The sequence below is a fragment of the Sphingobacterium sp. HJSM2_6 genome (genome assembly GCF_049316305.1).
Lineage (GTDB): Bacteria > Bacteroidota > Bacteroidia > Sphingobacteriales > Sphingobacteriaceae > Sphingobacterium.
Genome location: NZ_JBMOXB010000001.1, coordinates 97,746 through 120,344, shown reverse-complemented (window position 1 = coordinate 120,344; position 22,599 = coordinate 97,746). Strand labels below are relative to the sequence as shown.

At 35.2% G+C, this 22,599-nt stretch carries 19 protein-coding genes and 1 riboswitch; of the genes, 8 read left to right on the top strand and 11 right to left on the bottom strand.

Annotation, left to right across the window (positions count from 1 at the left end; genetic code table 11):
* Position 1: 1 nt before the first annotated feature.
* The 5 genes from ACFRAE_RS00500 to thiS are packed head-to-tail and all read right to left on the bottom strand — an operon-like array spanning position 2 to position 4,035.
* A complete protein-coding gene (locus ACFRAE_RS00500; protein WP_422795151.1) occupies positions 2–781 on the bottom strand; it encodes a thiazole synthase in 780 nt (259 codons plus the stop codon).
* Positions 765–1,388 (bottom strand): thiamine phosphate synthase, encoded by a 624-nt coding sequence (locus ACFRAE_RS00495; RefSeq protein ID WP_422795150.1) that lies wholly within the window; start codon positions 1,386–1,388, stop codon positions 765–767. Before ACFRAE_RS00495 ends, ACFRAE_RS00500 begins: the two co-directional genes overlap by 17 nt.
* Positions 1,372–1,992, bottom strand: coding sequence for a thiamine phosphate synthase (locus ACFRAE_RS00490; protein WP_422795149.1), 621 nt, complete (start codon positions 1,990–1,992; stop codon positions 1,372–1,374). Before ACFRAE_RS00490 ends, ACFRAE_RS00495 begins: the two co-directional genes overlap by 17 nt.
* The gene (thiC, locus tag ACFRAE_RS00485) at positions 1,989–3,803 is read right to left on the bottom strand and encodes a phosphomethylpyrimidine synthase ThiC (RefSeq protein ID WP_422795148.1); all 1,815 of its coding nucleotides are present in this window, start codon (positions 3,801–3,803) and stop codon (positions 1,989–1,991) included. Before thiC ends, ACFRAE_RS00490 begins: the two co-directional genes overlap by 4 nt.
* Positions 3,804–3,828: 25 nt before the next feature.
* Entirely contained in the window at positions 3,829–4,035 is a 207-nt protein-coding gene (gene thiS, locus ACFRAE_RS00480; RefSeq protein ID WP_422795147.1) for a sulfur carrier protein ThiS, read from the bottom strand.
* A 60-nt stretch (positions 4,036–4,095) separates the two neighbouring features.
* Positions 4,096–4,193, bottom strand: a riboswitch (TPP riboswitch).
* A 290-nt stretch (positions 4,194–4,483) separates the two neighbouring features.
* On the opposite strand from thiS, the gene ACFRAE_RS00475 reads away from it, so the two are divergent.
* The 3 genes from ACFRAE_RS00475 (at position 4,484) to ACFRAE_RS00465 (ending at position 7,969) form a co-directional block, all read left to right on the top strand.
* Positions 4,484–5,341, top strand: a complete 858-nt coding sequence (locus ACFRAE_RS00475) for an EamA family transporter (protein ID WP_422795146.1) — start codon at positions 4,484–4,486, stop codon at positions 5,339–5,341.
* A 95-nt stretch (positions 5,342–5,436) separates the two neighbouring features.
* Complete coding sequence (locus tag ACFRAE_RS00470) at positions 5,437–6,000, top strand: DUF4256 domain-containing protein (RefSeq protein ID WP_422795145.1); 564 nt, start codon at positions 5,437–5,439, stop codon at positions 5,998–6,000.
* Positions 6,001–6,205: 205 nt separating this feature from the next.
* Entirely contained in the window at positions 6,206–7,969 is a 1,764-nt protein-coding gene (locus ACFRAE_RS00465) for an OmpA family protein (RefSeq protein ID WP_422795144.1), read from the top strand.
* A 99-nt stretch (positions 7,970–8,068) separates the two neighbouring features.
* On the opposite strand, the gene ACFRAE_RS00460 is transcribed toward ACFRAE_RS00465, so the two are convergent.
* Both ACFRAE_RS00460 and ACFRAE_RS00455 read right to left on the bottom strand, forming a co-directional pair.
* Positions 8,069–10,552 (bottom strand): CHAT domain-containing protein, encoded by a 2,484-nt coding sequence (locus ACFRAE_RS00460; protein ID WP_422795143.1) that lies wholly within the window; start codon positions 10,550–10,552, stop codon positions 8,069–8,071.
* 77 nt (positions 10,553–10,629) lie between these two features.
* Complete coding sequence (locus ACFRAE_RS00455; RefSeq protein WP_422795142.1) at positions 10,630–12,624, bottom strand: PKD domain-containing protein; 1,995 nt, start codon at positions 12,622–12,624, stop codon at positions 10,630–10,632.
* On the opposite strand from ACFRAE_RS00455, the gene ACFRAE_RS00450 reads away from it, so the two are divergent.
* Complete coding sequence (locus tag ACFRAE_RS00450) at positions 12,584–13,279, top strand: RNA polymerase sigma factor (RefSeq protein WP_422795141.1); 696 nt, start codon at positions 12,584–12,586, stop codon at positions 13,277–13,279. The two genes, ACFRAE_RS00455 and ACFRAE_RS00450, sit on opposite strands and share 41 nt — an antisense overlap.
* On the top strand, positions 13,276–13,998 hold the full coding sequence (locus ACFRAE_RS00445) for a tetratricopeptide repeat protein (RefSeq protein ID WP_422795140.1): 723 nt from the start codon (positions 13,276–13,278) through the stop codon (positions 13,996–13,998). The genes ACFRAE_RS00450 and ACFRAE_RS00445 overlap by 4 nt, the downstream gene beginning before the upstream one ends.
* Before the next feature lie 425 nt (positions 13,999–14,423).
* Here the strand turns inward: ACFRAE_RS00445 and ACFRAE_RS00440 are convergent, their stop codons facing one another.
* The gene (locus ACFRAE_RS00440; RefSeq protein WP_422795139.1) at positions 14,424–14,567 is read right to left on the bottom strand and encodes a toxin-antitoxin system HicB family antitoxin; all 144 of its coding nucleotides are present in this window, start codon (positions 14,565–14,567) and stop codon (positions 14,424–14,426) included.
* Positions 14,568–14,993: 426 nt separating this feature from the next.
* Between ACFRAE_RS00440 and ACFRAE_RS00435 the strand changes: the two genes are divergently transcribed.
* Positions 14,994–16,061, top strand: coding sequence for an endonuclease/exonuclease/phosphatase family protein (locus tag ACFRAE_RS00435; protein ID WP_422795138.1), 1,068 nt, complete (start codon positions 14,994–14,996; stop codon positions 16,059–16,061).
* A 195-nt stretch (positions 16,062–16,256) separates the two neighbouring features.
* Here the strand turns inward: ACFRAE_RS00435 and ACFRAE_RS00430 are convergent, their stop codons facing one another.
* On the bottom strand, positions 16,257–17,099 hold the full coding sequence (locus ACFRAE_RS00430) for an SDR family oxidoreductase (RefSeq protein WP_422795137.1): 843 nt from the start codon (positions 17,097–17,099) through the stop codon (positions 16,257–16,259).
* A 157-nt stretch (positions 17,100–17,256) separates the two neighbouring features.
* Here ACFRAE_RS00430 and ACFRAE_RS00425 point away from each other — a divergent pair, with 157 nt between their 5' ends.
* Positions 17,257–17,628, top strand: coding sequence for a winged helix-turn-helix transcriptional regulator (locus tag ACFRAE_RS00425; RefSeq protein WP_422795136.1), 372 nt, complete (start codon positions 17,257–17,259; stop codon positions 17,626–17,628).
* A gap of 15 nt (positions 17,629–17,643) precedes the next feature.
* On the opposite strand, the gene ACFRAE_RS00420 is transcribed toward ACFRAE_RS00425, so the two are convergent.
* Complete coding sequence (locus tag ACFRAE_RS00420; RefSeq protein WP_422795135.1) at positions 17,644–18,849, bottom strand: exo-beta-N-acetylmuramidase NamZ family protein; 1,206 nt, start codon at positions 18,847–18,849, stop codon at positions 17,644–17,646.
* Positions 18,850–18,999: 150 nt separating this feature from the next.
* Here ACFRAE_RS00420 and ACFRAE_RS00415 point away from each other — a divergent pair, with 150 nt between their 5' ends.
* Positions 19,000–20,337: a MutS-related protein gene (locus ACFRAE_RS00415; protein ID WP_422795134.1), complete on the top strand. Its 1,338-nt coding sequence runs from the start codon at positions 19,000–19,002 to the stop codon at positions 20,335–20,337.
* Here ACFRAE_RS00415 and ACFRAE_RS00410 read toward each other — a convergent pair.
* Positions 20,334–22,388, bottom strand: a complete 2,055-nt coding sequence (locus ACFRAE_RS00410) for an FUSC family membrane protein (RefSeq protein ID WP_422795133.1) — start codon at positions 22,386–22,388, stop codon at positions 20,334–20,336. The genes ACFRAE_RS00415 and ACFRAE_RS00410 overlap by 4 nt on opposite strands.
* Positions 22,389–22,599: the final 211 nt, after the last annotated feature.

The window sequence follows — 22,599 nt, the reverse complement described above, 5'->3', positions numbered from 1 at the left end:
ATTAATCCATTAAAAATGAAGTGAGGGGAGAAGAGGCTTGTGCCAAATTAGTTTTTGAAGCTAATCCAGCTAAATAAGCGGCTCTACCTGCATTTACAGACCATTTGAACGCTGAAGCCATACTTATAGGATCCATCGCAGTGGCTATCGCGGTATTTACAAGAACCGCATCAGCTCCCAATTCCATAGCTTTACAGGCATCCGAAGGAGCGCCGATACCTGCATCAATAATAACTGGGACTTTGCGCTGTTGGATAATAATTTCTAAGAAATCAATTGTTTTTAACCCTTTATTACTTCCAATTGGAGAACCTAGAGGCATAACCGCAGCCGTTCCGACATCCTCCAAGCGCTTACATAATACCGGGTCAGCATGAATATAAGGAAGAACCACAAAACCCTGTTTAGCCAATTCCTCCGTCGCTTTTAATGTTTCTATAGGGTCGGGGAGTAAGAACCTTGGGTCAGGATGTATTTCCAATTTAATCAGATCTGTTTCCAAGGCCTCCCTTGCCAATTGGGCAGCTAAGATTGCCTCTGCTGCCGTACGCGCACCAGATGTATTCGGTAATAGCTGAACATGAGGAAATGTTATTGCATTTAGTAATTCATCCTGATTATCCCCATAATCAATTCGTTTCAATGCTAAAGTGATGAGTTCAGCGCCTGAGGAAATTAGCGAATTTCGCATTAAATCCATATTTCCGTATTTCCCAGTACCTACAAATAGCCTGGAGTTGAATGTATATTTGCCAATGTGTAAACTATCCATATTGTACATTGAATTCTTGAATGTCTGTATATTTTAATTGATGTATGAAATTAGAGGCCGCTATACCGTAAACCCCGATATTAAATAACTCTTCAATATCTTCCTGCTGAATACCACCAATAGCATATATGGGCGGGCAATTCGCTTCTTGCGTTAGTTTAGCTAAGATGGATAAATATCCTGAAAGGCCTAAAATTGGACTTAAGTTTTTCTTATTCTCGGTATAGCGATAGGGGCCTAATCCTATGTAATCACATTCGTTTTGAATGTGAAGTTGAATATCCTGGAGCGTATTAGCTGTAGCACCAATTATTTTATCTTTTCCCAATAGTATTCTTGCATGAGCAATTGCATCATCCTGAAGTCCAAGGTGTACTCCATCAGCATTTAAAAGATCAGCTATATGGATGTGATCATTAATAATCAATTTAGCTTGGTATTCCTTACATAACTCTTTAATTAACCAACCCAAATGTTCGATATTAACCAAATTACCTTCCTTCCACCTCAATTGTATCCAGTTGACACCCTTATCCAGCGCCATACGAATATTATTATATTGATCATCCAACGTTAATCCCTGGGATATATATTGAATTTTACTGTATGGTTTCATCTATCCTTTGATTTTTTATAGCGTCGACCCTGGTTTTGCAGTTCAAAAAAGCAGTTATTGGCTGATCCGCTAACCATATTGTACCCAATAAGGCAATCGCATCAATATTATGATTCAGGGTATTATCGATATTTTCCAATGCAATTCCACCTAAGCCAACCAATTGAACCTGATCATTTGATCGCATAGTTAATTGATCAAATAAAGCTTCATTTCTTTTTTTCTCCGGTTTAGAAATACTTTGGTATAAAGGACTGATAAAAGCATAAGACCAGCATGTATCTAGCCTATTAAAATCATCCATATGGTGGACAGAGGTCGAAAGGGTAAACTGCGCTAAACTATTCAAATGATGGTTTGCCCTTCGATCTGCTTCGTTATAATGCAATCTGTCGATTGTTAATCGATTAGCCAAATGATGATGACTATGCAGCACCAATTGCCCCCTATATTTCATGTCAATTTGATTTACATAATCGATGATTTCCTGATCAGGCATGCCGTATTTTCGAATATGAAATACATCCAAACCATGCTCGAAAAGTTCATTTACAAAAGACGTTTCCTCATTTATGTGCTGAGGAGGTGAAATCACGACGATCATAAGTAAATTTCCTTTCCACGTTCAATAAATTCCAATGATTTTTCAAACATTCCTGTTTCTGTAGCTTCCCTAATTTCTTGAGTAATTTTCATTGAACAGAACTTAGGTCCGCACATAGAACAAAAGTGCGCTACCTTAGCAGCATCTGCAGGTAATGTTTCATCATGAAACTCCCTAGCCGTATCAGGATCTAAAGAAAGGTTAAATTGGTCTTCCCATCGAAACTCAAAACGTGCCTTACTTAAGGCATTATCTCGATACTGTGCTCCAGGGTGTCCCTTAGCCAAGTCAGCAGCATGCGCTGCCAATTTATAGGTTATTACGCCATCTTTCACATCCTTTTTATTCGGCAGACCCAAATGTTCCTTAGGCGTCACATAGCAAAGCATGGCACATCCGTACCAACCGATCATTGCAGCACCAATAGCAGATGTGATATGGTCATATCCAGGAGCAATATCGGTTGTTAATGGCCCTAAGGTATAAAATGGGGCTTCATCACATTCCTCCAATTGCTTTTCCATATTTTCCTTTATAAGGTGCATTGGAACATGTCCGGGACCTTCAATCATGACTTGCACATCGTGTTTCCAGGCGATTTTAGTCAGCTCCCCTAAAGTTTCCAATTCTGCAAACTGCGCAGCATCATTCGCATCGGCAATTGCACCAGGTCGTAAACCATCACCAAGTGAAAAGGAAACATCATATTGCTTCATGATTTCACAGATTTCTTCAAAATGTGTATATAGAAAGTTTTCCTTATGATGGAACAAGCACCATTTTGCCATGATCGATCCTCCTCGAGAAACAATACCTGTCACGCGCTGTGCTGTCAAATGGATATACCTCAACAATACCCCAGCATGAATAGTAAAATACGAAACCCCTTGTTCTGCTTGTTCAATTAAGGTATCACGAAAAATTTCCCAAGTTAAATTTTCTGCAATCCCCTTTACTTTTTCTAACGCTTGATATATCGGAACTGTCCCTATAGGTACAGGGGAATTTCTAATAATCCATTCCCTGGTTTCATGTATATTTTTACCAGTAGATAAATCCATGATGGTATCTGCACCCCAACGACAAGCCCATACGGCTTTTTCCACTTCTTCATCAATACTGGAGCTCACGGCACTGTTGCCTATGTTTGCATTGATTTTTACCAAAAAGTTTCGCCCAATAATCATCGGCTCACATTCCGGATGATTGATATTACTTGGAATGATTGCTCGACCAGCGGCAATTTCGTCCCGTACAAACTCAGGACTGATGTATTTCTTTGCAGTTCTAGAAGTAAAACTCTCACCTGGATGTTGATGATCCATCCCCTTCGTAGATTCAGCCAGTTGTTCTATTCGTTGATTTTCACGAATAGCTACATATTCCATTTCTGCGGTGATTATTCCTTTTCTAGCATAATGCAGTTGAGACACATTCATGCCTGGTTTAGCTCTTTTAGGTTGATGTGTATAGGCAAATCGAAGATCATCTAAACTAGCATCTGCCAAACGTTCTAATCCATAACTCGATGAAATCCCAGGGAGCGAATCCACATCTTTCCGTTGGAGTATCCATTCCTCTCGAATCCGATCTAAGCCTTTACGAACATCAATTTGGGCTTGTTCATCCGTATAAGGTCCTGAACTATCGTATACCGTAACAGGAGGGTTGTGCTCTATATTTCCATTACTCAGTTTGGTAGCACTTAAGCTTATTTCTCGCATAGCTACCTGAATAGGGTATAGTTTGCCAGGTATGAAAATCTTTTTAGAATTGGGGAATGGCTGGGTAGTAATGTGTTGTTCAATCATGGTCAATATATTATAAGTAGAAGGTTTAGCCTCCTTGTGTAGCATTAATAATTAATATGGAATCATTTTCTTGGACAGGAGTGGTATCCCATAGGTTTTTGGGAATAACTCGATAATTTAAAGCAACAGCGATGCCTTTTTTAGAAACATCCGTTTCTAATTGAACAATATCCGCTAAGTGTTGCGGAGGAGCAATAAATTCTTTTGTTTTTTGATTGATGGTTAGTTTCATTCCTTATGTTTATGTAAATAAAACTTTAGGAATGACCACAATAGTGCAGATACGCACCCATGAAGACATTTTACTTTTCCCTACGCCAGTATGATCTGGATCAGGTTATAAGGGTAAAATCTCAGCCTGCAAAAATGCAGACACCCCTAAAGTTGAAATAAATATAGGATTTTTTATTAATAATCTAAAAATCTTTATTGATTTTGAATTAAGATACACGAATGGAACTTAATATAAAGGAATATTTTAACCCTGAATATGAATATAAATAATTTATTAATGTATCATTAAATCAAATCGATAAATGGAACTTTTTTACAGGTTTTTATTAATTAATAGTATATTAGTTTATATTTTTTATAAACTTACTTTCTCTTTTTTAAATGAAACTTTATCATGAAGAATCCTTTATTAAAATTAGTAAGTTTTAATAGCCCTTTATTAAGAAATGAAAAGTACACAATTAGCCGTAGCCGCCGCACTAATATCTATGGTATGTGTTCAAGGAGGTGCTTCCATTGCTAAACAACTTTTTCCAGCCTTAGGTCCCATTGCAACTGCAACTTTGCGTATAGGTCTTTCAGCAATCATTTTATATTTAATTAATAGACCAAATTTTAGCAAACTCAATAAGCAACAGTGGCTTTATTGTGGCATTTATGGGGTTTGTTTAGCATTTATGAACCTAATTTTTTATGCTGCTATTCAGCGCATTCCATTAGGTCTAGGCGTTACTATCGAATTCATAGGTCCTTTATTTCTTGCTTTTGCCCTTTCTAGAAAGTGGTTGGATATTTTATGGGCAAGTTTCGCATGTATTGGCATTTTATTGATTGTACCATGGCAGAACAATCATTTAGATGGTGTAGGATTGTTATTAGCCTTTCTTGCGGGTACATTTTGGGCTTTTTACATTTTAACAGGGAGTAAAGTTTCTAAAATCATGGAAGGCAAACAAGCCGTGACCATTGGAATGATGATCGCTACAGTTTTTATCTTTCCAATAGCATTATGGGATGGATCCTTAGCGAATTTAGATACCAACCTGCTATTTAAAGCATTGGGAGTTGCTATTTTTTCCAGTGCATTGCCTTTTTCATTGGATATGATTGCTTTAGGTAAATTACCTACCAAAACCTTTAGTATTTTAACCAGTTTACAACCGGCATTTGGCGCTTTTTCGGGATTGATCTTTTTACAAGAATACTTAACAATGACTCAGTGGATATCTGTCTTCTGTGTCGTTTTCGCTAGTATAGGTACCACTATATTTACTAAAAAAGAAACGGTGAACAATTCTTTGTAAATCGAAGCAAAGACCCCATGTAATAGAAAGTTTAATATCGCTTGATTTTACCTAAATTCGTATAATCTTATAACTCATCCATAAACAATATTCATATGGCGAACTCTTATACGTTAGAACCCCAAAGAGTAACTGAATTACTGGGAATATTAGAAAAACGCTTTGAAAAGTTCAGGTCAAGGCATTTAGGCATTAAATGGGAAGATGTTTCCGCTAAGCTAAGTGCTCAACCCAAAATGCTTTGGGTCTTAAATGAATTAGAAGAAACGGAAGGTGAGCCTGATGTAGTTGGCTACCAAAAAGAAACAAACCAATACCTCTTTTTTGACTGCTCTGCTGAAAGTCCTAAAGGAAGAAGAAGCTTTTGTTATGATCAGGCAGCATTAGACTCCAGAAAAGAACATAAGCCCATACATAGTGCGGTGGGCTATGCCGAAGAACTCGGCGTCAAGCTATTGACTGAAGAGCAGTATCAGTATCTTCAGCAATTAGGCGAATTTGATTTGAAAACCTCCAGTTGGCTACAAACGCCAGAATCATTAAGAAAACTAAAAGGGGCCATCTTTGGCGACCGGAGGTACAATCGCGTGTTTATTTACCACAATGGGGTAGAATCTTATTATGCGGGCAGAGGGTTTAGAGTTTGTCTTTTTGTATAATCCTTATTTAGTGACTTTATAGTAAAAACATTTGCTAGAATAGGTTTATGAAGTTGGATTTCTTAAAGTCGATGAACAAAAACCTGGACTTGATATCCTATTTTTTCAAATCTTCGATCTCCAACCTAACCTAGGGTAACATTTTAATCTTTTCATTGATATAGCTATAGAAATAACGAGAGTTTTTATTTTAATAGCAAAGGTTATGAAAAGATTAGTACTAACAATTAGTTTATTAATTCTGTGTTTTATTACGCTAGCACAGGAAAAAGAAATTGGAAGACTCCAGGTCGGTGCATTTGGAGGAGCTTCATTCCCACTATCGACCTACAAAACCAGCGGAGAAGCCAAAACTGGATATTTTGGAGCTGTATTTATGGATAAATACATAAGTTCCAGTAGCTTTGGATTAGGTATAGATGCGCGATTTTTAAATCATAGTCTCCAAAAACACGATTCAATAATATTCGAAAATGGATATATAGCCCATAATTACCAAGGGACTAAGTTCAAAAACTTGGCTATTTCCTTGGGCCCGACGTATAGCTTTCAATCCGGAAAACTAGAACTAGAAGCCTTTTTAAGAGCTGGAGTGTTATGGCAGCAATTTCCAGCATTTGAAACAAGCTTAAATTTGTTGCAGAGTAATAATCAATACACGCAAATTCCCATCAAAAGAACAAGTAATGATTCTACGAATCGAGCTAAAGCCTGGTTAGGATTAGCGGGATTAAGATTAAATTATCCTATAAAATCCAACTTTTCCCTATTTCTTCAAGCCGATTATATGCAGTCCATAGGAACGACATTTGGAAAAAAGACTGCTGTTTATCAACTGGAAGAAAGCATTCCGACAGGATTGCCCATCGACGAACAAACCTTTGTTAAATCTTTTTTAGATCATTATCAAGAAGGTTTAACTTCCAAACAGGCAGCTTATAAAAGTGTTAATGTCGCCCTTGGGGTTAAATATTTCTTTGGCAAAAAACAGAAAAGTACAAGACCTACTGCTTCAGCAGCTCCAGAAATTATTCCAGCTCCAATTACAGAAAAATTAACCTCAAAAAATATACAAATCGTGGTTAAGGATAAATTAACTGGATTGGCATTAAGTGGAGTAACCATAACGGTGCACTCTGATGAATTTAATACCAAAGAAACATCCAATGCCAATGGGGAAATTTCAAGAATAACCCAAGCAAAAGCCGGTACATATAAGATCGTAGGCGAGAAGAACGGAATTAAAACCGAATTAGTAAGCATTAGTCCGGCAGATTTTGTAGGCCCTGAGTCCTTAATTTTTAAAGAAATATTTCACGACGATCCTCGATTTACATTAATAGGAGAAACGGTGGATTGTGAAAAAAATCAACTATTATCAAATATTGCAACCATATTAACTCATGCAGGAGTACAAAGCAATATGACTCAAACTTCCGATCTAGCAGGTAAATTTATTTATCAATTGGCACAGCAATCTGATTATACGATTGTTGCAAATCAAGCCGGTCGATATTCCCAAACCGAATTAATCAGTACAAAAGGATTAGATCGAAGTAAAACCTTATATGTAACGTTAAAGCTTGGCGTATGCGATTTAGTTGAAGGTGCTAATTGGGTGTTAAAAAATATTCATTATGATTTTGATCAATCCAATATTCGTCCCGATGCGGCTTTAATATTAGATAATGTAGTCAATATAATGAATCAAAATCCAAGCTTACGCATCGAGCTTTCTTCCCATACCGACAGTCGTGGAAAAGATGAATATAATCTTCGTTTATCCCAACAGAGAGCCGAATCTGCTGTACAATACTTATTAAGTAAAGGTATTATTAAATCAAGATTAGTAGCGAAAGGCTATGGCGAAACTCGATTACTAAACCATTGTGAAAATAATATTGATTGTTCCGAAGCCAATCATCAAGTCAATAGAAGAACAGAAATAAAGGTGTTAAATTTAGATTAAGGAACTATGGAAATCAAAGAATCTAAGGAAGGGGATGCCAAAGAATTGTTTCCGAAGGAATTCACAATTTTTCAAATCATCAAAGGTTATCTAAAATTTTTATTTAAGATTTGTAAACCTTGATTTTAGAAACATATAGGCAATGAACATGAAGGTCATTGCGAGGATAAACCAATAACTTTTAGGTAGACCTGCACGTTCGTGTAGGTCTATTTCTATATCTGCACCAGTATAAATCATATTTGCCCAATACCAAGGGTTTTGCCCCGATAAATCTTGCTCATTTATATAGGCTCTTTTCGCTTCAGCTAAGGCTTTTATAGGTCTTTTTTCCTTCCCCAAATGATGGTAAAACTTTTCTGTCAATGTGAGCATTACGGCATCATTGGCAAACCAATGGGTAGCAATGACTCCTGGAATTCCTTTGCTTAAAAATGCACGATTTAAACTAGCTAAACCTTCTGAAGGGAGTAATTTACCTGTTGCGGTATTACAGGCAGACAATACAACCAAGGGCGTCTTGATGCCGTAGTAACGCAACTGGTCGGTAGAAATGGGTTGCTGCAAAAGTAGTTTTGCTTCTTGATTATTGTCCAAAACCGTATGCGCTGCAATGTGGATGATTGCAGGTTCACTCCAAGCATACGCCATTTTATTCGATGTTAACTGATCAGCAGGATATTTTGTGCTTTTAAAATGCTTGTTGATTTGTTCCACTTCTTTTCGGACATAAGGTAAATCATTAAATGGTGCGTCATATTGATCGCGATAAAATAAATTAATTCCTATATCCTGGATTTGCGGCTCATTGTTATGCTGAAACGCGACGAAGGAAGGTAAATACTGAATTTGATAGTTTTTTATTAGAAATTCTTTACCTAATGTTAGGGCATCAAAGGGTAATATATGCAATTCATTATCTAGGGATAATTTTAATAATTCTTTTTGATCTAAGTCGGGCAACAACAATTCCCTAAGTTGGTCGGCCTGTTTAAAATATTGAGCTGGATTATTATTGAAATGCTGTGGAGAATCATTAAAATACAGATTTTTAAATTGGCTTATTTGTGTCAATAAATCAGATTGATGACGTTTATAATAGCTGATTTTAGCATTACTCAATTTGAAAATAGAGATATCTTCAGTGCTATGCACATAGTAGGCATAGGCTGTTTCATGAGATTGAAACAGTTGTTTCCGAAATTCTTCATACGTTGGAAGCACCTTCTTTTTAGCATAAAATTGTTCTTCCAATTCAAATTCATCCGTCAAACGTTCAATTTCCTCCTGAGTCTCCTGAATATCTAAGGAATCGCTTAGCCTATCTCGTTGAGCATACAACTGCTGTAATTGTTTAGATACGTTACCTATTGGACTCGCATCTTTTTTCCAAGTTTCACTTCGATGTATCTCATTCCAGAGCAATCTACCTTTAGTCAATTCACAAAACCATAATAGTTTAATCAATTTTTCTTGGTCAAAACTTTCTACTTCTCCTAATTGATTGAAGATGTCATTCATTAAGGTTCTATTCCAAAGATTGGCAAGTAAATGACTGGAGGTACGGGTACTGTTTTGTTGAAATGCAAAATCAGCGATCATCAACTTTTCAAAGTAGTACAATGCGGAGTCAATTTGATCTTTCGCATAAAATAAGCCCAAGTTACGGTAGATATTGATTTTTGTATAATTGGAAATCTCAAGGTCTCGATTATCTTCTATTAATTTCTCAGCCGACTTAAAGTAATGTAAGGCTTGTTTTGAATTCAATTGTTGGCTATAAGTTTCTCCTAAGGTATTGTACAAGCTTGCTTTTTCTCGAATTCTTGAATTTGGAAAATAGTGATCTTGAAGATTAATCGCATCTTTTAGCAGGCTTTGAGCAATTTTATACTCGCTATCTTGCATAAACAAATACGCCTGTTGTTCTAAACTTTTTTTTCTTGCGGATGCTAATGGTTCATCCATTTGCACTTGATGGGTTAAGGTAATAGCTTGCTGATTATAGATTAAGGCAGAATCTAAATGCCCTAAAGCGACGTATGCATCACAAAGGCTATTATTTAGCAAAGCTCTTAAATAAGGTGATTTTACTTCAGTTTTTAGACCTAATATAGCATGTTCTTTCGATTTTAAGAGATTGCCTTGGTGAAAATATAAGATGGCTAAATTATTATAAAATGAAGCTTTGAGATTCGCATTTTCACTACCCTTCAGCGCATTTAGTTGAAGATTTTCGGCTTTTTCATAATCACCCATTATGGTGTAATTATTCGCCAATGGTTTATCAATGTAGGTAAGTCGATCCTCCAGACTGAGCACTTGCTGTTCGTCGTCATAAAGCAGGGCTTTTTCGTAATACTGACTACTCTTCACCATTCGGCTGTGTTCCTGAAAACCGTAGGCCATATTAATTAATATCCATAGGTAGGTTTCTTGTTGACTTTCCTCCAAATGAATAGGGCTTATCGCTTTAAGGAAATGTTCAGGCTGATCCTTAAAACTAGGGTACGATTCATAGGCTAGTTCTCCAATCGAATCCAATAGCGAATTACGAATGCTATCCTTGCCCGTTTCCAACATCTTGGAGGATGGGTTTTGGGTATTGCAAGAATATAAAATAAAGAGTACTACACTAAAAAAAAGGAATTTCAACAAATCTATAATCGCCACATTAAATAAAAATTAAAATTGTTTTTATAGGTCTTGTCGTAATGATATCGAATGCCTAAGGCTGGGCCCAAATAGACTCTACCAATATTTAAATCCAAAAGTGGAGAAAATAGCAAGGCTGATCTTTTCTCTTTTTCCAATGAATTCCTTACTTGATGGGTCATTGTAGCTCCTGAATTTCCTGGGAAATGATAGGTTAGCGTCTGATTATTGCTTGTATTGAGATTGGTTTTTACCATAGCACCAATTCCTGCTGAAATGTAGCGACTTATATTGTATCGGATTTGAATAGGGATTTGCAAGGCAATGAATTTCCGTTGGAATGCGGTATCCATACCTTGAAATTTATAGTAGGGTAGATTTCCCATTCCATCTGGAACTTGTACCTCTCCAATGGCACGATCGAAAAATTGACTACCTTTTTCTGAAAAGGTACTGGCATATAATTCTACTTGCCAATAGGGTTTTCTATAGGGTGCTATTGGCGCTAAGCCTAAACCAATAGTTAACCCATTGGTAAGCTTTCCAATCGCGTCGTCGGAATTTCTGACTGGCGCATTTAAACCAAGAAAAACCAAGGGTGATACTCCAGGCCTAAATCGTGTAACTGCTTTGTTGGTCTTAATAGGTTCATTTTTATCAAAATAAATATTCGTATAGGATGGTAAAGATTTATTTTGAAGTTTCTTATGGGTTTGTAAAGTGAACCTAATAAAGCCTTTACTACTATCCTGATCGGTCAAGATAGGTGATGCAGTGCCGGGTAGGGCAATTCCTTTAAAATTAAATATGATTTTATTTTCTCCTTCCAAATGGTAGGTATAGCAGCCTAAATCTTGAGTGGTTTTACAGGTGTCACAACCAGGATATAAATTCAAAAGCTTAAACGTCTTGGTATTTACTTGTTCTGGAAAAAACATTTCTAATCGGATATTTTTAGCATCTCCTTCACCATCATTCTGAAATTGCACCTTATAGGTCATGGTTTTCTTTTTAAATTGCAATCGATAATCGATGAGTGCAGGTCGAACCGACATTTTATTCGGATCATGAGATTTTATAATGGGAATATCCATTTTATGAACGATAGGATCCATACCTTCTGCGATATAAATTCCAGTTACAGTAACTATTGCATTGGTATCGGCTAACATTTCGGGGGTGATGTCTATATTCAATAATGAAAATTGCGTGTTTTCTTCCTCCGCAGCAATTTCATATTCCGAGACGGTATTATACTCCGCTAATAAGGAATTGAAAAATTTGCTAGCTTCTTGACCATTAAAAGTTAACTCTTCGATTACACCATAATCTGGGCTGCCGCTTTGACTAATTTTGGTACTTTTTACATTGGCCCATAATTTATGGAAATCTTCCTTATTTAGCTGCTCATTTAGTTTTTCTTGAAAATATTGGCTTTGATTTGCTAACACAAAGCCCGTAGGATTAATGGATTTTTCATTCGTTAATATGATGATTTTCCCTTTCTTAGCTTGGGGCTTGACTCCAACCACAATAGACATGTCTTCTCCTGGTAATGCATTGGCATTCTTAAAAAGTTGAAATGTGCCGTTGGATTTGAAAAACTGTTGTTCAAAGCTATTTGGTTTTGCTTTTCCGGAAGCAAGCCTGCTATCTACTTTGACTTTAGTCTTTGGTTTTTTAGGCCTAGGACCATTGTCATAATTATTGACGATGTAGAGGGAGACATCATAATCGCCCGCTTTCTCATAGTGATGTTCTGGAGATTCTACCGTACTGAAATTGCCATCTCCAAAATCCCATAAATACGTGTAATAGGCTTTTCTGCCACCAGGTATAGGTTCTAAGGGCCGAATAATGGCTGTGAATTTGACTGAACTGTCTAAGAAATTTGTTTCAATTCTGGAGGGGAAGGTGTCTCGCTTAATAAGTAAGCTGTCTTGCGCTAATATTTGCTTAATGTTTAAAATAATAATAATGACGATTAAGTATTTACGCATAATTTTAGTAATTGGTGGTTTTTTTGCAGCAAATCTATTAAAATTGCTCTTTATTATTATAAATTTACGAATTACTAACCATATTATGCACGCTGATCAAAAACTAATTGACTTCCTTTTGAATAATAATCATCAGGGAATTTCCTTGATATACAAGCGATTTGCTAAGAAAGTACAGCGAATGATTATTCATAATAATGGTTCGGAAGAAGATGGATTGGATATCTTTCAAGAGTCATTGGTTGATATTTATCATATGGCCAGGGATAAATCTTTTACCTTAAGTACTAGCTTTGAGTCTTTTGTGCTGTTGGTTTGTAAGCGTAAATGGTTAAACCAACTAAAAAAACGTGCATCTAACCAGGTAACAAATGACGAAGAAAGTTTATCTAGAATGGAAGACGATTCGCAATTGCTTTATGAAGCGCATTTGGAACAGGTAGAAAAAGAGAATGTAGTGATGGAAGTGCTTCATACGCTTGGGGAGCGTTGTCAAGAAATTATAAAACGATGTATGGAATCAAAGCATCAGGAAAAAATTGCAGCATCATTGGGGGTTTCCTATGCATACCTGCGAAAAAAGAAAAGTGAATGTATGTCCTCTTTAGGAGAAAGGGTGCGAAATCATCCTTATTTTAAAAATTTAGGCCTATGAAAACCAAAGAAGAATTAATTCAGGATTATATTGATCAAGTAATTAGTCCTGAAGACCAGTTGGAATTTGATCATTTATTGGCATCTGATGAGGATTTCAAAAAAGAATTAGCTTTTCAGTTGGAAATAAGAAATTTACTGAATAGACGTATTCCATCGAATGAAAGTGCTTTAAGAAACACATTAAATGAGCTTTCGGAAGCGTATCGATCAGCAGCACCCAGCCATGTCATTTCATGGAAAAAATGGCTTATACCTGTAGCTATTGCCGCTTGTTTTATACTGATAGGTCGTTGGTTATTTGTGCCAGATGCGCAAGTGTATGATTTGCCAGAAATGCGATCGGAAATTGTGCGAGGTGAGGTGAATACCGAATTAAGTCAATATGAAGAAGCTGTTACAGCCTATAATAAAAAAGATTATGAAACTAGCGCAGCTGTACTTAAGGAATTAGTGAATAAATTCCCTACTACTTTACAATATCACTATTACTTAGGTTTGAGTGAAGTTGGATCTGATGATTTTAAGGGTGCAGTAACGACTTTAAAACCATTGGCGGATGGAACATCTGTATTTGCTACGGATGCGAAATATTATTTAGGTATCGCTTATTTTGAATTGAAGTCTTACGATGAGGCAAAGGCTGTTTTGCAGGAAATACCTAAGGATCATGAATTATTTGCTAAAACGCAGGACATACTTTCGAAAATTGAAAATTGAATTAAAAATTAATTTTGGGATCTTTTTGAAATAGATTTAAATTCAAAGGCTACAGTACTGTAGCCTTTGTCTTTTTTTGAGCGCATCGCATTTTACAATCCTTTATTTTTTGTTTAGTAGAATTTTGAGTAATTCCATGCTATAAAGGCATACCCATGGCATTTGCACGCTCATACTTCGGATCATGTTCGGAAATTTTCAAAGCAGTATCGCTGAAAATCCGATGAATATCCGAGCAAGATCCAAAGGAGAATAGGATTTTGCCCAGGATGGACCAAGGTGTCTTGTACAGCTATTGTCATATACATGCAGCAATATATTTTATAAGAACGTTATGATTATTATTTTCCCTTTGCTCGATACTGACTTACATCTTTACAGGCATGCAGGTCTTCAAGAGCTTTCTTTGTCACTTTGTTAGGCTCCTAGAAATTTGTAGCATCAGCAAGAACGGTTTTTATAAAATTGTTTACGCTCCTGTTCTTCTTTTTTGCCAATTGCTCGATGTAGTCGTGTAGCTCCCAATCAAGACGTAATGACATTGATTTTTTTAAATGAATTGAATTCATAATGCAATCCCTTTAATGATTGAGCATGAAAGTTATCTTTTGTGGATGTATAAGTAGCACTAGGTGCTTAGCTGGATTACACCCTTGATATAAAAAAGCCAAAGGCATTTGGCGACAGCGATGGCGTAACTGTGCGAAAATTAAGATGTGGAATGCATTTAAAACACGGAAATAAATGCAATACGGACCGACTTATTATTGGGAATATGAATAGGATTTATCGGTCTAAAATAGGCAATGAATGATTATTTACAAGATAAATAGTAGAAATGTTTGTTGGAAATTTAATAAACATGCGCCCACAATTTTTAACCTTTGGTATTACGTTTTATTTTGAATATCAAATACATATATTTGATTTCTGGAAAAGGGTAAACATTTTTAGATCAAAATCTGTTTATTGAACGAATATTAAATTAATCATAAATGCTTATCACATTAATTACTATACAATCAATTTTAATATTGATTAGCTTATTGCCATTCATTCAAAATCAACATTGGATATTTAGGGTTGCTGAATTTATGAAGCTTCAAATTTTGCCTTTACAAGTTATCATCGTCATAATTTCTTTTTTTTATCTCCATGAGTATTCCCAGTTATGGTACTTTCAAATAGGACAGCTTTTATTAATAGGCTACCATATTTATATTTTGATGCGATATACGAAATTTTGGAAAACTCCAATTAAGAGACAGTCTAAAAACTCTTCCGAACAGGTAAAAATTATCTCCTGCAATATTTACCAGTATAACAATGAGTATCAGCGTTTTGTAAATTTAATCGAACAGGAAAAGCCAGATATTTTTTTAACTATGGAAAGTAACAACGATTGGGAACAGGCTATGCGTGTTTTAGAGCCGGAATATCCATTTTTTGAGAAAGTAACCTTGGAGAACACTTATGGGATGCATTTTTACACTAAATTAAAGGTCATAAGAAAACAAACCCATTTTTTTGTGGCAGATGATTTACCTAGTATAGAAGTCGAATTAGAAACGAAAGATGGTCAGCGATTTATATTCTTTGCAGCGCATCCACCTCCACCAAGTCCCACAGAGGAGCGTAATTCCAAAGAAAGGGATGGGGATTTACTAAGTATTGCAAAGAAGGTTAGGGACTATAAGTTGCCGGTGTTAGTTACGGGAGATTTTAACAATGTAGCTTGGGCAAAATCATCTATATTATTTAAGAAAACAAGTAGATTAATAGATGCCCGAATAGGGAGGGGGATTCTCTCCACCTTTCATACGAAATATTGGTTTTTTAGAGTCCCATTAGACTTGCTTTTTCACAGTGCTGATATTTTTATTGATAAGCTATTTATATATCCATCTGTAGGTTCTGATCATTTTCCGATTGGTTGTGAATGTCATATAGATCGTCAATCTGATAAGCAGGAGGAATTGGTTAAAAACCTCGAAGGGGGTGAAATGGAAGAGGTAAATGAACTTATTGAAGAAGGCAAAAAGGAAGAAAGTGACAATCGGTAAGTTACATAAAAAGGATAGGTTTACAACTAATTGTTCCTGTGCCTTCTTGCCAAAATGACTTCTTGAAACCTCTTCAGAAAATGAAAATAGATGGATTTAACCGCATTTTTCTAAGTAAAATGGCATAACTAGCAAACATTCCATAATTGTAGAAGTTATGGAATGTTTTTATTTGCTCCTAAATCCAATTGATGCTTATAGGGCATCGATTATAGCTTGTTCCAAACTTGTTGTTGGTCTTTCTATAAGCTGACTTAAATCTTTGCTGTCTGAATATAATTGTCCTTTTTCAATTTCCACATCCGTTTGCGAAAGAAATTCTGCCAATCCTTCCGGAAGGCCAAATTGAATCAACAGGTTCTTATAGTTTTCAGCAGTTAAGTTTTGAAAAGTAATTTTTTGATTCGTTACTTTGGAAATACTGTCTGAGAATTCTTGCATATTAAATGCAATATCTCCAGCTAGTTCATAGATTTTGTTTTCATGGCCTGAAGTCGTTAATACTTTTGCAGCAGCTAGTGCATAATCTTGTCGGGTAGCGGCAGCTATTTTTCCTTCGCCAGATGCGGCAAATACCTTGGAATTGGCAATTATGCTGGAAAGAGAACCTAAGAAATTCTCAGTATACCAACCATTACGCAAAATAGTATAAGTAATTCCTGAAGCTTGAAGTATTTTCTCCGTTTCAAGATGTTCGAAAGCTAATGATAAGCTGCTGGTATCAGCATGTAATAAGCTGGTATAAACAATATGTTTTACACCGGCAAGTTTTGCGGCATCAATAATATTTTTGTGTTGAGCTAAACGTTGACCAATTTCATTGCTGGAAACAATTAATAATTTGTCTATGCCTATTAATGCCTTTGCGAGCATATCTGGCTTACTGTAGTCGAATAGACGACCTTCAATTCCTAAAGATTTTACTTTTTCTAGGTCTCTTGCAAGCGCAACCAAATGGCTAGCTGCGGTTAGGGTAGTTAATTTTTCAATGACTAATTTTCCTAATTGACCTGTTGATCCTGTGATTGCTATTTTCATCGTTTTATGTTTTATTTTTATAACTTTGTATAGTACTAAAAGTATAGTAGGTCTCTTTTAGTAAGTGTAAAGTTACTTGTTTATATTTAATTATCAAGAGCTTACGTTTTGGAAAGGTACTTACTTTTTGGTTAGAAATAGTGAAATGCAATAGGTTATGCTGGTAGAAAAATTTGAAAAATTTCAACAAATAGAGTCCTGTCCCATACGCAACGTCTTGGATCGAATAGGCGATAAGTGGTCCATATTAGTGCTAACTGCCTTAAATGAATACGAGGTATTACGATTTAATGAGCTGTCTAGCTGTTTAGTAAATATTTCCCAAAAAATGCTTTCAGTTACCTTGAAAGCGTTGGAATCTGACGGACTTATTGGTCGGCAAGTTTATCCACAGATCCCTCCCAAAGTGGAATATACATTGACAGAAAGAGGGAAGAGTTTAATGCCGCACATTAGTAATTTAATACAATGGGCAGATTTGAATATGGCAGATATAATCAGTTCTAGAAATCAAGGTCGATCAAGTTAGTTCGACTTTGATGAATTAAGGGTATAATAAATATTTCTTTCTTAGTTTTTTATAAGCTTTTAATCCGGGTTCCCAAGATTTTCGAATTTCCGCTTCACTGACCTTATTTTCTATTTGTTTTTTGAAGTCAGCAACACCGACTAAATAATCGATATTACCAATTTGCCTATGTTGAGATCGGTCGAAAAACTTATCCTTGGGTTCATAATTCGCATACATTTCCTTCAGCCAAGAAATATTTATTTTTTTAGATTGCACCAATGCCTGTACATCTATTTTCTTAAGATCGATCCCATAGCAAAGTTGATCTTGGAATAATGGATCTTCTGCCATGCCTGGTTTGGAAACTGGTGTAAAAGTAAAATCATAAATTCCTTTAAACATAGGTCCTCCCAATATGGTAAAAGGTACATCCGTCCCGCGACCGTAATTTATTGCTATTCCTTCAAAAAGACAGGTAGAGGGATAAAGCAATATACTCTCATCGGTATTTAAATTGGGGGATGGTGGAACAGGTAATCGATACATCATATCATGATGATAATTTGCCACCTTAACAATTGATAAATCGCATTTTTGTTTGGTTTCCATCCATCCTTCTCCATTAATCATTAAAGCAAATTCTCCTAAAGTCAATCCATGGCTTATCGGAACTGGGAATTGTCCAATTCCAGATTTGAGCTTCATATCCAATATAGGGCCGTCGATTAAATAGCCGTTGGGATTAGGGCGATCTAATACTAGCAAGGGTTTATTATGTTCGATCATGGATTCCATGATATCCCGCAAGGTAATGTTATAAGTGTAGAATCTACAACCTACATCTTGAATATCAAATAGCACGATATCTACATCACTTAAATCTTCTTTCGTTGGTTTCTTATGTTTTCCATATAATGAGATGATGGGTATTCCAGTTGCCAGGTCAATTTCATTAGTTACTTCTGTGCCGTTACTTGCATTTCCTCGGAAACCATGTTCTGGGCCAAATACTTTGACGACTTGTACTCCTTTTTTTAGTAAGGTGTCTAATAAATGGGAATTTCCTACTATGGAGGTCTGATTGGCTACCAAAGCTACTCGTTTGTGTTGAAGTTTAGGAAGGTATAGATCAAACTGTTCTGCACCGGTTTTTATTTGATCATTTTGATAATTAATTTGAGCCAAACATAATTGGATACTCCAGCATATCAAACAAGCAATAGATAGGGAAATTTTCATAGGTTTCTGATCTTACCATCTAAGATAGGAAATAATAAAATAAATTAGATTTTAATACAGCTAGCATATGGAAATTAGCTTTTGAAATCATCATGAATTAAACGACAGGCAATAATAATTTTAGGTACAAATAATTGTATATTTAACTATATGGAAGATAAATTCTTAATTGACCAACAAACCTTAAGAGATTTACAACTTCGAGATGTAAATACCAGATCAATTTTCGATTATTTTGACCAAGGAATTACGGAAGGAGCACAACTTTTGATGTTATCTATTTTTTATGAACCTTTAATGGATGTGCAAGCGATAAAGCATAGACAGATGCTCATTAAGAGGTTAGAAAAAGTGGCTCATGTTGAGTTTCCTTTTTACCGAATAATTTTAATGGACTTAGAGAAATATATTCAATCTAGGCATTCAGGTATTAAACGATCTATCGGTATAATGGATATTGTGTATGTTAAATCGCCCATATATTATTATAAAACTCGAAATATTATTGAGTTGTCGGAATTCTTAATCAAATTGCTTTCTTTCTATAAACAAGTGGATGAAAATGATGAATATGAAGACTTAAGAGAGCAAATTGACATCATTGAGATTTGTTTAGCTCAAATATTTAAAAAGATCCCGTACGATACTGAAAAACTAAAGATAAATATTTTCAATGTCGATGATCTGGATCGATTGATACGTTTTGAATTAGGGAAATATATCAAAAAAATTATTCCATTTTTTTACGAAATTGATGCTTATCTAGCGGTTGCCAAAATTGCAAAAGCGAATGCTTATTGTTATCCTGAGGTATTTGAAAAAAATGAAACAGGAAAAGTGAAAATGCAAGGGGTGTACCATATTTACCATAAGAAGCCAGTAAAGAACGATATAGTATTAAATAATGAAAAACGGATCTGGTTTCTTACAGGTGCTAATATGGCTGGTAAATCTTCGATTATCAAATCCATTTCTACAGCTGTTTATTTAACCCATATTGGTTTTCCTGTGCCTGCGGATGCGATTCAGATGGATTTATTAGATGGTTTGTTTACGAGTATTAATTTACAGGATAATTTAGAGCTTGGGTACAGCCATTTTTATGTTGAAGCTATCCGCCTAAAAGAAATAATGGGGCATTTGAAACCACATTCCAATGCCTTAATAATCTTGGATGAATTATTTAAAGGTACAAACCACACGGATGCCTCTAAAGCAATATACGAGGTCATGAAAGAATTAGCCCAAGTAAAAGGCCCTTATTTAATTGTCTCATCTCATATAACAGAACTAGCGGATCAGCTTCAAGAAATTCCTATGGTTGACTTTTATAAAATGGAAATAGGAGCGGATTCAGCAGGTCAACCTGAATTTACGTATAAAATAGTGCCTGGAATAGCTGATGAAAAATTGGGCATGTGGCTTTTGAAAAAAAGTGGTGCTTTTGACGAAATAAATCGATTGAAGGAAGTCAATCCCTCCAATTAAGAAATACTTTGCCAATTTATTTTTTTGTGCTTGTAAGTTGAAATCGCCTTTGATAAGGAGTCGGTTTCTTGAATTAAATTCTTTAAAAAGGACAACTTTTCATTTAAAGTATCTGGACTTAAATTGAACCCTATTTTCGTCATATTGATAGAAAGTCCAAGGATAAGTGCATTAATTCGATAAGCTAAATTTTGAAAATGTGCGATATCGTTGCTTGGTGTTCTTCCTTTACTCGGCTCATTTTCTAATTGGGTCAAGGCATCGTAACATTGAGCGAGTAGGGACTGCGTATATTTACGTTGAAGCCTCAATTCATAATAATTAATATTTTTGGAATGATAACTTGCTTCAATATGTTGTACATAGCTGTTGAATTGATTTATTAATGCTTCGCTATGAAGAGCAACAGGTCTAAAATAATTAATCGGTATAGCTAAACATCCGATTACCGCTAGCAGGGATCCTAATAGGGTGAATATCAATCTGCTGCCTAATAAATCAAGTATTTCTCCTTCATACATAAATTGCCCCAATAAAATGGTAACAGTAATAAAAACGACACAAACTAAATAGTTTGGCTTATTAAATAATAGAAATAAGTATAAAGATGCTGAAGCTATGATAATGAGCACATACGTGTTTTGAATAGTCAATAGAAGGATTAAGCTTAGAATAATGCCAATAATCGAACCAACAATACGCTGATAATTTCTTTTTTGGGTGATTAATAGGGTAGGTCTTGCAACTAAGATAATTGTTAATAAGATCCAGGAGGAAAATCTAAATTCTGGTAAAAAGAAGCCTATGGATGTTCCTAACATTAAAAGAATTGCCATACGTACCGCGTATGAGAAAATTGGGGATTTGAACGTTAGATTTTTCTTTATGGCTTTATAAGTAACCTTGCTGTTAACAAAATCTTTAATATTTTTAGTTTCCACCCAAGATTGATCATTCTGAATCTTTTTGATAGGAATATTTTGCAAAACTTTAGCTATTTGTCTTAATTGGTTTGCTATGGATTGAATGAGTTCTCTTTGTTGGAAATTACCTCGAATACCTTCTAATTCAAGTTGAATCAATAAATTATTAAATTCAGCATACTGGTTTGATTTAGAATTGATTTTAGGTTGGGCAAGCTTTTCAGTTTCAAGGGATAAAATCAGCATCGCTTTTTGAATTAGGCTTAAGGAATTTCCTTTTTTTAAGATTGACCTGATGTCTTCATAGTCATTGTCTATTGCCATCAATAATTCATAAAGTTCTATTAATTGATATAATTTAGTAAGCCAGATTTTAGTAACCAGGTTTTGTTCATTTAGTAAGTTTTTATCTCTTAATATAAATGATCTTACAGCTTCCAATTGATCACTAACGCGAATATGCAAGGTGCTTAATTCTTTGAATGTATTATTTAAAGGCTTATTTTCATCATAACAATCAATTTTTAATACGATCAAATGTGATAATCCTTGAATTCCTGTAGAAACAGCATGTTTTAAGGAGCGATAAGGAAATAAATAACTAAAAATAATACTACATATAAAGAAAAAAACACTTCCTAAAGTTAGCGCTAACGTAAATTGCCATGGGTTTTCCGGCCGCAGGCCAATGGTGAAAGTAGCGACTATCAAACTTAAGTTTCCAATAATGTTATACTTGAATCCAAACAAGGCCATGAAAGTAAATAGGAAACCATATAACCCTACTGCAGGAATAATTGCCCAAAGATTAAAATAATGCAACAAGGAAATGCTTATGGCAGTAATACCAAATAATGGGATGGAAGTAATCGCGGTGTGGAATTTATCCTTTTTGATTCCGGGTAAATCTGTCAGCGAAGCGAGTAATGTGCCTACGGCAAAAGCGATCGCAACATGTGGATTAATTAGCTGGTATACGAGGAACGAGGGTATTAAAATGAGTAAGATATTTCTTAAAGCATCTTGACTAGACTCTGTTTTGAAAAATAATGAAAGCGAATGAATGTTCCTGTTTATCAAATTGATGATATAAATTGTTTTGCCACAAAAATAGGAATAATCCGTCATAGTAAAATATGATATTGTTTTGTATAAAGAATTAAATTAAAAATTTTGTATAATATCAAATTTGTGGTTAATTATTTCGTTAAAACGCTTTAATGACCCATTTTGATAAAATTATGTTTGGTGTGATTTGAACTCAATCCAGTTTGAGTTTAAAAATCGATAAATTATTAATTTAATCAGCTAAAATTGAATGCACCTATCTTAGCAATTT